We start from the raw sequence: 13,611 nt of genomic DNA on the forward strand, positions 1-13,611 counted from the left end.
AAGCCCACCGCCACATCGCTACTCGCGCTCAGCTTGGCCAGCAGCACCGCCAGGGCGGCCTGCACCACCATGAAGCTCGTCGCGTTGTGCTTGCGGGCCACCTCGCCGACACGTTGCTGAAGCTCGGTGGGCCAATCGATTTCGACGGTGGCCCCGCGCTGATCGGCCACCAGCGGGTAGGGCCGATCGGTGGGCAGCGGCACCCGGTCGGGCATCCCGGCCAGGGCCTCTTCCCAGTAGGCCAGCTGCGCTGCGATGGGACTTTCGTCGTCGTCGAGGTCACCCAACTGGGCGCGCTGCCAGAGCGTGTAATCGATGTACTGCACCGCCAGCGGCGCCCAGCCCGGGGCATCCCCGGCACACCGGCTGGCATAGGCCATGCCCAGGTCGCGCACCAGCGGGGTGATCGACATCCCGTCGGCGGCGATGTGGTGGACCACGGCCACCAAAATGTGCTCATCCTCGGAGACGCGGAAAAGCTCCGCGCGCAAGGGGATTTCGGCTGCCAGGTCGAAGGTGTAGCGAGCGGTGTCGCCGATGGCCTCGTCGAGCTGGCCGGCGGACCAGCCGCTGGCGTCGACGATCTCCCATCCGAAGTCGGCCCGTTCGACGGGGGTCACGAGCTGCTGGGGCATTCCCTCGGGCGCGGCGATCAGGGTGCGCAGGCTCTCGTGGCGGGCCACCACGTCGCCCAGCGCCGCCCCCAGTGCCCCGGCGTCCAGCGGCCCGCTCAGCCGCAGCGCCGCCGCCATGTTGTAAACCGGTGAAGGGCCTTGCAATTGGTCGAGGAACCACAAGCGGTTCTGCGCGAAGGACAACGGCACCACGGCGGGTCGCTCGGCGGCCACCAACGGCTCGAGCCCGCTCGTGCCCTCACCGATTCGCCGTGCCAGCTGGGCGACAGTGGGCGCCTCGAACACGACTCGCACCGGGAGGCCGACGTTCAGCTGGCTGTTGATCGCGGAAATCAGGCCCATCGCCGAGATGCTGTCGCCGCCGAGTTCGAAGAACGAGTCGTCGATGCCGACGCGGTCGACGCCGAGGGTCTCGGCGTAGATGGTGGCCAGGATTTCCTCGGTCGGGTCAGTCGGGGCGCGGTAGGCACCGGCGTGGTATTCCGGTGCCGGTAGCGCGCGGGTGTCCAGCTTGCCGTTGGCGGTCAACGGCAATGCGTCCAGGCCCACGATGGCCGCGGGCACCATGAACGCCGGCAACCGCTGCCCGAGCGCGGTCTTGAGCTGCGCCGGATCGGCGGTCCCGGTGACGTAACCGACCAGCCGCTTATCCCCGGGGCGGTCCTCACGGGCGATTACCACCGCCTGCCCCACCCCATCCAAAGCGCTTAATGCGGCTTGGATTTCACCCAGCTCGATGCGGTAACCGCGGATCTTGACCTGCTCATCGGCTCGGCCCAAGTACCGCAGCTGCCCGTCGCTGTTCCAGCGCACCAAATCGCCGGTGCGATACATCCGCATTCCGGCCGCGCCGAACGGGCAGGCCACAAACCGGGACGCGGTCAGCCCGGGCCGACCGAGATATCCCGCGGCCACCCCCGATCCGGCCACATACAGCTCCCCGACCACACCCGCTGGCACCGGCCGCAACGACTCGTCAAGCACGAACAGCGCCGCCCCGGGCACCGGGGACCCGATCGGGGGCACTCCCGACCCGGCCTCAAGCGGGGCGCTGATCGCCACGCACATCGTGGTCTCGGTCGGCCCATAGGCGTTGACCATCACCCGCCCCGGCGCCCAGCGATCCACCACCTCAGGCGGGCAGGCCTCACCGGCCATCACCAACGCCACCTCGTCCAAACCGGCCGGATCCAGCATCGCCACCGCCGACGGGGTCTGCGTCAAGACGGTCACACCCTCGGCGACCAACACCGCGTGCAAATCCTGCGGTGAACGCGCTACCGACTCGGGCACCACGACCAGTCGCCCGCCGCGCAGCAGCGGGGCGAAGATCTCCCACACCGACACGTCGAACGCCAGCGAATGCGCATGCGACCACACCCCCGGCGCCGGCAGGCCGGCATCCAGCGAGCCGAGCAACTGGGCGACGTTACGATGCGTCACCGCAACACCTTTGGGCGCACCCGTGGTCCCCGAGGTGTAGATCACGTAGGCCACGCCGTCCCGTCCCGGCAGCGGCAGGCCCGTCGCGGGCATGCTGTCCAGGAGCGGATCGTTGACGTCGATGACGGGAACGCCGCGGCCCTCGAACCGCCCGGCCAGATCAGCGGTGCTCACCGCGACGACCGGCGTGGCGTCACCGAGCATGAATTCGATCCGGGTATCCGGCGAAGAAGGGTCGATCGGCAGGTAGGCCGCCCCGGTCTTGAGCACCGCCAGCATCGCCGCGACCGCCTCGGCCGAACGCGAAAACAGCAGCGCAACAATCCTGCCCGGACCCGCACCCTGTGCCACCAACAGGTGCGCCAACCGGTTCGACGCCTCGTCCAGCTCGCGGTAGGTCACCGATACGCCCTCGCACACCAGCGCCACCGCGTCCGGCGCGCCGGACACCTGCGCGGCGAACAACTCCGGCACCGATGCCGGCGCATCCACCGGGCCCGTCAAAACCGCCGTATTTCCAAACACTTTCAACCGGGCACGCTCGGCCTCATCAAGCACATCCACCGAGGACAACCGTCGGGCGGGCGCGGCGGTCATGGCGGCCAACACCCGCTGAAGCCGCGCGATCAGCGCCTCGATGGTCTCGGCGTCGAAAACGTCGGTGCGGAATTCGACGCGTCCACCGATTCCGGCGCCCTCGCCGCTCTCGTTCCAGCGTTCGGCCAGGGAGAACACCAAATCCATTCGGGCCGAATCGGTGTCGACGGGCACGGAGGTGACCTCGAGGTCACCCAGCGCCAGCCCGGCGGCCGGATCGTCGTGGCCGGCGAAGTTCTGCCAGGCCAACATCACCTGCACCAGCGGGTGATGGGTCAGGCTCCGGGTCGGGTTGAGCCGCTCCACTAGTAGCTCGAACGGCACGTCCTGGTGCTCAAAGGCTTCCAGGCTGCGCGCCTGAACCCGTGCCAACAGGTCGGTGAAGCTGGGGTCACCGGCCAGATCGACACGCAGCACCAACGTGTTGACGAAGAAGCCGACGAGCTGGTCGAGCGCGCGGTCGCGACGCCCGGCGATCGGGAAGCCGACCGAAACATCCGAACTGGCAGTTATTTTCGAGAGCAACACCGCCAGCGCTGCCTGCACCACCATGAAGGTGGTCGCGTTGTGTTCGCGGGCCACCCGGCGGACCTGGTGTTGCAGCTCCGCCGGCCAGTCCACGACGACGCTCGAGCCGCGCTGATCGGCGACGGGCGGGTAGGGCCGGTCGGTCGGCAGCTCCAACCGCTCCGGCATGCCCGCCAAGGCGTCCTGCCAGTAGGACAGCTGGGCCGCGATGGCGCTGTCGCTGTCGTCGAGCTCACCGAATTGCGCGCGTTGCCACAACGTGTAGTCGACGTACTGCACCGGCAGGTCGGCCCAGGCGGGCGCGCGTCCTGCGGCGCGGCTGGTGTACGCCACGCTGAGATCCGTGGCGAGCGGCGTGAGCGACAAGCCGTCCGCGGCGATGTGGTGCACCACGATCACCAGCAGGTGTTCGTGCTCGTCGAGTGCGAAAAGCTTGGCGCGCAGCGGGGTTTCGGCGGCCAGGTCGAAGGTGTAGCGCGTCGTCGCTTCGATGGCCGCGTCCAGTTCACCGGCCGAGAAGCCGGTGGCATCGACGACGTCCCAGCCGAAATCGACCTGCTCGGCGGGGACCACCAGTTGCTGGGGTGTTCCCTTGTGGGCGGGGAAGAGCGTGCGCAGGCTCTCGTGGCGGCGCACCACGTCGCCCAGGGCCGCAGACAGCGCGTCGGTGTCGAGTCGGCCGCCCAGCCGCAACGCGGCGGCCATGTTGTAGATGGGCGACGGCCCCTGCAGCTGCTGGATGAACCACAACCGGCTCTGGGCGAACGACAACGGGATCACCGCCGGGCGCTCGACGGCCACCAGCGGTTGCAGCCGTCCCGCGCCCTCGTCGATGCGGGGCGCCAACTGCGCGACCGTCGGCGCCTCGAACACGACGCGCACCGGTAGATCGGTCTCCAGGGAGGAGTTGATCGCCGAGATGAGCCGCATCGTGGACAGTGAATCGCCGCCGAGATCGAAGAACGAATCGTCGACTCCGACGCGCTCCACGCCGAGCACGTCGGCGTAGATGCCGGCCAGGATCTCTTCGACCGCGGTGGTCGGCGCGCGATAGCTGTCGACGTCGCGGTAATCCGGCGCAGGTAGGGCGCGGGTGTCGAGCTTGCCGTTGACTGTCATGGGCAGCGCCGGCAGCACGACGACCGCCGCCGGGACCATGTATGCGGGCAGTCGCTCGGCCAGCGCGGAGCGGGCCTTGGCCACGTCCACCGTTCCGGTGACGTAACCCACCAGGCGCTTATCGCCGGGGCGGTCCTCGCGGGCGACCACCACCGCCTGCTCCACGCCGGGCAAAGCGCTTAGCGCCGCCTGGATTTCGCCGAGTTCGATACGGTAGCCGCGGACCTTGACCTGCTCGTCGGCGCGGCCCAGGTAACGCAGTTGCCCGTCGGGGCCCCAACACACCAGGTCGCCGGTGCGGTACATGCGGCTGCCGGGCGCGCCGAACGGGCAGGCCATGAAGCGCGATGCGGTCAAGGCGGCCCGGCGCCAGTATCCGACGCCGACGCCGTCGCCGGCCAGGTACAGCTCGCCGACCACGCCGGCCGGCACCGGCCGCAGCCACTCGTCCAGCACGAAGAAGGCGGCCCGCGTGACCGGGGAGCCGATCGGCGGGAATCCCGATCCCGCGTGCAGCGGCGTGCTCTTGCACGCCCACATGGTGGTTTCGGTTGGGCCGTAGACGTTTACCATCACCCGGCCCGGCGCCCAGCGATCCACCAGCTCGGGCGGGCACGGCTCGGCGCCGATCACGAGCGCGGTCGCATCCAAGCCTTCGGTCGAAAGCATTCCGACCGCGGACGGGGTCTGGGTGAGCACGGTGACGCGCTCGCCGACCAGTAGGGCGTGGAATTCCTCCGGTGAGCGCGCCACCGACTCGGGCACCACCACCAGCCGCCCGCCGTGCAGCAGCGCGCCCCAGATCTCCCACACCGAGAAGTCGAAGGCGTAGGAGTGGAACTGCGTCCACACCTGCTCCGGCGAGAACTCGATGCCGATCTGCAGCGAGTCGAACAGCTGGGCCACGTTGTTTTGCGTTACCGCAACGCCTTTGGGCACGCCGGTGGTGCCGGACGTGTAGATGATGTGGGCGAGGTCGTGGGGGGCAGGCGCCGGCGGGGCCGTGGTCGGTTGGTCGGCGACGGTGGGGTCATGAACATCGATGACCGTGAGGTCGAACCCGTCCAGCCGGTCGGCCAGCTCCGCGGTGGTGAGCGCGGCGATCGGCGCGGCGTCGGTGAGCATGAACTCCATCCGGGCCGCCGGCAGCGCCGGGTCGATCGGCAGGTAGGCCGCCCCGGATTTGAGCGCTGCCAGTATCGCCACGATCGCCTCGGCCGAACGCGAAAACAACAGCGCGACACGCTCACCCGGGCGGGCGCCGTGGCGCCTCAGCAGGTGCGCCAACCGGTTTGCCGCCTCGTCCAGCTCCCGGTACGTCATGGACCGGTCCTCGCAGACCAGCGCCACCGCATCGGGCGTGCGGGCCGCCTGCGCGGCGAACAACGCCGGAACCGACGTGGGCTTCACCGGCCGGGCCAGCACTCCCGTGTTGCCCCACTCCTGAAGCCGGGCGTGCTCGCCCGCATCGAGCAGGTCCACCGACGACAAGCGGCGCTCCGGCTCGGCGGTGACCGCCGTCAGCAGCCGCTGCAACCGCTCGATCAAACCCTCGACGGTCTTGCCCTCGAAGATGTCGGTGCGGTACTCCGCCGTCACGGCGATGCCCGCGCGCTCCCCGGACTCGGTCCAGCGTTCGGCCAGGGAGAACGTCAGATCCATGCGAGCGGTGTTGGTGTGCACCGGCATTGGCGTGACCTGCAGATCACCCAAGGCCAGCCCGCTCGCGGGGGCGGCGACCTCTCCGGGGAAGTTCTCCCAGCCCAGCAGCACCTGAATCAGCGGATGATGCGTGAGGCTCCTGGTGGGATTGAGCCGCTCCACCAGCAGTTCGAACGGCACGTCCTGGTGCTCGAAAGCGGCCAGGCTGCGCCGTCGCACCTGAGCGAGCAGCTCCGCGAACGTCGGGTTTCCGGCCACGTCGACCCGCAGCACCAAAGTATTGACGAAGAACCCGATCAGCTCGTCGAGCGCGGGCTCCGATCGCCCGGCGATCGGGAAGCCCACTGCCACATCGTCGCCGGCGCCGATCTTGGCGAGCAGCGCGGCGAACGCGGCCTGAATCACCATGAAGCTGGTCGCGTTGTGTTCGCGGGCTACCCGGCGAACCTGGTGCTGCAGTTCCGCCGGCCAGTCCACCGCCAGGCGGGCGCCGCGGTGGTCGGCGACCTGCGGGTAGGGCCGATCGGTGGGCAGTTGCAGGCGTTCGGGCAGCCCGGCCAGGACCTCCGCCCAGAAGTTCAGCTGGGCCGCGATGCGGCTGTCGCTATCGTCCACGTCTCCGAGATGCGCGCGCTGCCATAGCGTGTAGTCGACATACTGCACGGCCAGCGGCGCCCAGTCGGGAGCATGCCCCGCGCACCGACTGGCGTATGCCACCCCGAGGTCCCGCGCGAATGGGGTGATCGACCAGCCGTCGGCGGCGATGTGGTGTACCGCGACCACCAGCATGTGGGTGTCGTCGCTGACGTTGAAAAGCTCGGTGTGCAAGGGGCTTTCGTTCGCCAGGTCAAAGGTGTACCGGGCCGCCGCCGCCATGCGCTCACGCAGCCGGTCTTCCGGCCACCCGCGGGCATCGACGACGTCGCAGGCAAAGCCGATCCGCTCGCCGGGAACCACCACCTGCTGCGGGACGCCGTCGGTGGCGGCGAACACCGTGCGCAGGCTTTCGTGGCGGGCCACGACGTCGGCCAGGGCGGCACCAAGCGCGTCGGCGTCCAGGTGACCGCGCAGCTTCAATGCGACGGTGACGTTGTAAATCGGTGAGGGGCCTTGGAACTGGTCGATGAACCACAGTCGGCTCTGGGCGAACGACAGCGGGATCACCTTCGGGCGCTCCCCCGCCACCAGCGGCTCCGGCCGGCCGGCTTCATCACCGATCAGGAGCACCAGCTCGGCGACGGTGGGCGCGTCGAAGACGGCCCGCACCCCGAGGTCCGCGTTCAGGCTGGTGTTGACCGCGGCGATCAGGCGCATCGCCGACAGCGAATCCCCACCCAGGTCGAAGAACGAGTCGTCGACGCCGACGCGCTCCAGCCCGAGTACCTGGCCGTAGATTCCGACGAGGATCTCTTCGACGGCGGTGGCCGGCGCGCGGTAGCGATCCACGTCCTGGTAATCCGGTGCGGGCAGGGCTTTTCGGTCGAGCTTGCCCGAGGCGGTCAGCGGGAACTCCTCGAGCGCCACGATGTGCGTCGGCACCATGTACTCGGGCAGCCACGCGTTCAGCCGCTCGCGGACCTCGCCGATCTTGGTGTTGGTGCGGGGGTCGTTGGCGAGGCTCGTGCGCTGCCGGGTCCCGGCCGCGGGTAGGTAGGTGTCGATCAGGGGTTCGGCGGGCTGGTCGGTGGCGTCGACGAAAACCGCGCTGAGCGTGCCCAGTTGGGTTCCCCAGGTCACCGCGACGCGATAACCGGTGGAGTCACCGAGGCGATGCAGTTCTTCGGCGACGGCGGCGCCGGTGCCGGTGTCGGAGCCGGCTTCGGTGAGCGCGTCGGCCACGGGTAGACCGGCGGCGAGGGCGGTTTCGACGCGGACGTCGGCGATCACCCCGGCCTGGGGGATCTCAGTGATACGGACGACGGCGGGACGTAGCGCCGCCAATTCGCCGCGCAGCCCGTCCAGGCCCGCGCACTCTTCCCACGACCACGTGGGCGCGGTGGCCACCGAGCGCACGCGTGCGGGCGCTTTGTGAATGGCGACGTCGTAGCGGTACCGGTTCAGCTCGTTGTCGGAGAATCCGCGTTTGACTTGGATGTCGAGCCCGCCCGCCGATGGGCTGTTGACGGCCCAGGTGGTGAAAAACTCCGGAGCCAAGAGTAATTCGGTCTCACCGAGCATGGCGTGGCGAACGCGCTGCCGGATGTCGGAGGCGTCGGTGGCGTCGGCGCCCCTGCGCGCCAGCGCGATTCCGGTCTGGAACGCGGGCTGCAGGGTGTGGTTACGCACGTCACCGATGAACATCGCGCCGCCGGGGGCCAGCAGCTCCATCGCGTTGTCGATCACCTCGGCCAGATATCCCGCGTTCGGGAAATACTGGACGACCGAGTTGAGAATGATGGTGTCGAAGTGCGCCCGTGGCAGTCGGTCCGTGACGTGGGCGGGCTGGGTCAGCAGCTCGACGCGGTCGCGCCATCCGAACTGCGACTGCTCCAGTGAGCGGGCCAGGTTTTGGATCGCCACCGGCGAGAAGTCGGTGGCGACATACTGATCGCACTGCGGGGCGATCTGTGACAGCAGCAATCCCGAGCCGACGCCGATCTCGAGCACGCGCCGCGGCCGCAAAGCCATGATCCGATCCACCGTGGCGCCACGCCACTCGATCATCTCCTCGAGCGGGATGGGGTCGCCGGTGTAGCTGCTGTTCCAGCCGCGGAAGTCCATGCCGAAGTCCGACCCGGCATCGGGGCCGTACAACTCGTCGTACAGGTGTTGCCACTCCTCGACGTTTTCCGCGTCGTGGTCGGCGCTGGTGTTGTGATCGAGGGTGACGTAGGCGACGAGATGGGATCCGGTGCCGGTGTCGTGCACCGTGACGGCGGCCTGAGTGACGTGCGGGCAGGCCAGCAAGGTGTTTTCGATTTCGCCCAGTTCGATGCGCTGGCCCCGCAGTTTGATCTGGGCGTCGGCGCGACCGACGAAGTCCAAGAGTCCGTCGCGGGTCCAGCGCACCAGGTCACCGGTGCGATACATGCGCTCGCCGGCGCCGCCAAATGGGTTGGCTACGAATCGTTCCGCGGTCAGGTCGACCCGGCCCATGTAGCCGTGCGCCAGCGCCGGCCCGCTCACGTACAGCTCGCCCACGACGCCGATCGGCGCCGGGTTCAGCCAGGCGTCGAGCACCATGGCGCACACACCCGGGACGGGGGTGCCGATGCGGATCGGGCCCTCGGCCGACAGCGGCGCAGTGGTGATCCAGATGGTGGTTTCGGTCGGGCCGTAGACGTTGAACATGCGCCGGCCGGGCGCCCAGGCGGCCGCCAGCTCCGCGGGGAACGCCTCGCCGCCGATCATCAGCTTGTCAAATTCGTTCAGGCGGGCGGGATCCAGCGACGACAACACCGTCGGGGTCAGGAACGCCGCGTTGACGCGCTGACTCTGCAGCAGGGCGGTCAGTGGCTCGCCGGCGTACACCTGTGGCGGGGCCACCACCAGTGCCGCCCCGGGCGCCGCCGCCAGCAACATCTCGCCGACCGACGCGTCGAAGGTCGGCGAGGCGACCATCAGCACCCGCGTGCCGGCATCCAGTCCGGACGACTCACGTTGCGCGGCAGCCCATCCCAGCAGCCCCGCGTGGCTCAGCACCACCCCTTTCGGGACGCCGGTCGACCCGGACGTGAAGATAACGTACGCGGTGTCGTGCGCGGTCAGCGGCGCCAATCGCTCGGCGTCGGTGATCGGCGCGGCGGACTGCCCGGACAGATCAAGGCCGTCGATGCGCAGCACGGGCCGCGCGCCCGCCCCGGCAACTTCGTCCGTGTCGCAGGTCAAGACGCAGGCCGCGTCCGCGGCGTCCAGCACGGCGGCGACCCGCTCGACCGGATGGTCCAGATCCACTGGTGCATGCACGCCGCCGGCCTTGACCGCCGCCCAGAAGGCGACCACCAATTCGACCCGGCGATCCATCGCCACACCGACCGCGCGCTCCGGCCCCACGCCCGCGTCGATCAGCTTGCGCGCCAAGCGGGTTGACCACTCGTCGAGCTCGCCGTACGACAGCCGCCGGTCACCGTCGACGACCGCGACCGCGTTGGGGTCGGCCGCCACCGCCGCCGACAACAACTCCGGCGCCACCCCCACCGGCGCGGCGACACCCGCGCCGGACAACTGCGACAGCACCAGGTCGCGCTCGCCGCCGTCGAGCAGCTCCACGGACGACAGGCGGCGGACGGGATCGGAGGTCATCGCCACCAACACCCGCTGGAACCGTTCGACCAGCGCCTCGACGCTCGCGGCGTCGAACACGTCGGTGTCGAATTCGACGTGGAGGCCGAGCTCGCGGCCCGGGAGGGCCTCCATCGTCAACGGGTAGTGGTTGTACTCACGGTTGGTGAACTCGGCGATGGCCAGCCCGTCGGGGCCCAATTCCATGCCGTCGCCGATCGGATAGTTCTCGTAGACGAACAGGGTGTCGAAGAGCTGCTCGTGGCCGGTGAGGCGATGAATGTCGCTGAGCGCCAGGTGTTGATGCTCGAGCGTGTCGTTGTTGGTGTCCTGCAACTGCCGCAGCAGGTCCGCGGTGGTGGTCGTCGGGGTGATGTTGGCGCGCACGGGCACCGTGTTGATCAGCAGTCCGACCATCGATTCGGCGCCGGCCACTTCGAGCTGGCCCACGCGAGACCGGGGGGTGCCGAAGACGACGTCGTGCTGGCCGGTCAGCGACGTCAGCAGCAACGCCCACGCGCCCTGCAGGACGGTGCTGACGGTGGTCTGGCACGAGCGCGCGAGTTCGGTGAGGGCCTGGGTGGTTTCCTCGGCAACGCGGAAGGATTCCGATCCGCGCCGCCCTTGTCCCAATCGGTCCTTCGGGCCGATCAATGTGGGCGTTTCGAAGTCGGCGAGCACCTGGGCCCAGGCGGCGCGGGCGGCTTCGAGGTCCCGATCGGCCAGCCAGGTGACGAAGCTGCGGTAGGGCGCGGCCGCGGCGAGCGGCTCCCCGTAGTAGCTGGTGAAGACTTCGCGCAGCAGGATCGGCAGCGACCAGCCGTCGAGCACGATGTGGTGGTTGGTCAGCACCAGCCGGTGCCGGTCGATCCCGGTGCGCACCAACGCCACCCGGAAGGGCGGCTGGTCGGCCAGGTCGCAGACCGCGGCGCGCTCGTCGGCGCACAGCCGCTCGATCTGCTCCTCGGTATCGAGCTCGACGTAGCGCCAGGCCACCACCGGGTTGGCCGGAATGATCTGCACCGGCTCGTCGAAGCGCTCGTAGAACCGCGCCGCCAGGTGTGGATGCCGGTTGATCACCGTGCGCACCGCATCGTGCAGGCGGTCGGGGTCGAGGGGGCCGGTGAGCGTGAAATCCAGCTGCACCGCGTACATGTCGTCGCTGCCCTGCGCGGTGCTGGAATGGAACAGCAGACCCTGCTGCAGCGGGGTCAGCGGCAGAATGTCGGCGGGTTCGTACCGCCGGTGCAGCTCGTCGATCTGCGGCTGGCTCAGCCGCGCGGGCGCGATGTCCGACGGCGTCAGCCCGCCGCCACCGGCGCGCACGTGCGCGCAGACGCCGGACAAGGCGTCGAACCACAGTTGGCTCAGCCGGGAGATCTGCGCTTCGTCGAGGGCCGACGGCGCCCAGGCCCAGTCGGCGTGCAGCTGCGGCCCGGCGTCGGTGTCGACGGTGCCGGCGTTGAGTTCTACGGTGTGCGCCAACGGCATTGGGACCGCCGCAGCGGCAGCGGTCAGGGACAGGCTCTCCGGGTGCAGCCGCCACAACTCGTCGGACAGCTCGGGCCCGCCGACCAGGCGACCGAGGTAGTTGAACCCGATCGTCGGGTCACGACCGTCCAGCTCCACGTCACCATTCAGGTAGCGCAGCACGCCGTACGTCGGCGGGTGCGGCACCGCGCGGAGCTGTTCCTTGACTTCTTTGATCACCGCCCCGAGCGCCGGGTCGCCGGCCAGCACCTGGGACCAGTCCAGCCCACCGGCCGTTAGTGACACCGGGTATTTGGTGGTGAACCAGCCGACCGTACGCGACAGGTCCACATCGGGCGCGAGTTCCTCGTGGCGGCCGTGGCCTTCGACGTCGATGCCGATCGGGCCCGCGGCATCGCTCAAGAACTCCGACCATGCCAACGAGAACGCGATCAACAAAATGTCTTGCACGCCAGCGTGAAACGCCGCGGGCGCCGCACCGAGCAGCGTGCGAGTGGTCTCGACATCCAGGGACGCCGACAAGTGCCCGGCGGTGGCATAGGTGTCGGCGTCGGGCCGTACCGCCGGCAGCGAAGACGGTGTCGCTGCGATTCGCGCCCAGGCATCGGCCGTCTCGATGACTTCCGGGCGGTGCGCATGCTCGCCGAGTAGCGTTGCCCATCGGGCGAACGACGTGCCACCCGCCGGCAGCGCCACCGGCTGACCGCCTCGGTGCTGCGCCCAGGCGATGTTCAAGTCTTCCAACAGGATTCGCCAAGACACCCCGTCGATGGCCAGATGGTGGATGATCAACGCCAGCTGACGGGTGGGACCGAGCCAGAGCGCGCTCAGCATGGCCCCGGTGGCGGGGTCGAGCCGCGACCGCGCCTGCACCAGTGCCTCATCGGACAACGCATCCACGGCTCGGAGGCAGCCTGCCGCGTTCACCGAGCCCGGCTCGGGCACCCACAACGACCGTCCGTCGCCCTCGACGCGCAGCCGCAGCATGGCGTGCCGGTCCAGCAGCGCCTGCAAAACGGGCACCACGTCGGCCTCGGTCACTCCAGCGGGCGCCTGCAGCACCATCGTCTGGTTGAACTGACTGATGGGGCCGTTCACGTCCTGCAGCCACCGCATGATCGGGGTGGCGAGGACCGGGCCGAGGCCCTCGTCGACCGCGCCGTCCTCACCGTCGATTGCGCCGACAACGCCGGCCAGGCGGGCAACCGTCTGTTCGACGAAGACGTCCCTGGGCCGGCACGTCAAGCCGGCCGCCCGCGCTCGCGAAACCACCTGCAGCGCCAGGATGCTGTCGCCGCCGAGTTCGAAGAAGGAGTCGTCGGTGCCGACGCGGTCGACGCCGAGGACTTCGGCGTAGATGGTGGCCAGGATTTCTTCGGTTGGGTTTTGCGGGGCGCGGTATTCGCCGGTGGCGTATTCGGGTGCCGGTAACGCGCGGGTGTCCAGCTTGCCGTTAGCGGTCAACGGCAACGCCGCCAGACCCACGATCGCCGCGGGCACCATGAACGCCGGCAACCGCTCGCTCAGCTGGGCGCGCACCTGGGCCGGGTCGGCGGCGCCGGTGATGTAACCGACCAGCCGCTTATCCCCGGGGCGGTCCTCCCGGGCGATCACCACCGCCTGCCCCACCCCGTCCAGCGTGCTTAACGCGGCCTGGATCTCACCGAGTTCGATCCGATAGCCGCGGATCTTGACCTGCTCATCGGCACGGCCCAAATAGCGCAGCTGCCCATCAGCGCCCCAACACACCAAATCCCCGGTCCGATACATCCGGTCACCGGGCGCCCCGAAGGGGCACGCCACAAACCGCGACCCGGTCAACCCGGCCCGGCTCATATAGCCGGCGGCCACCCCGGCCCCGGCCACATACAACTCCCCCACCACCCCGGCGGCACCGGCCGCAACCAGCCGCGAG

General features: G+C 69.4%; 1 protein-coding gene. It reads right to left on the bottom strand.

Translation table 11 applies throughout. The features are described 5' to 3' along the window. On the bottom strand, positions 1-13,611 hold a 13,611-nt coding region (locus tag A5711_RS27945), incomplete at both ends, for an amino acid adenylation domain-containing protein (RefSeq protein WP_369829948.1).

The sequence above is a fragment of the Mycobacterium sp. E2238 genome (genome assembly GCF_001672665.1).
GTDB lineage: Bacteria > Actinomycetota > Actinomycetes > Mycobacteriales > Mycobacteriaceae > Mycobacterium.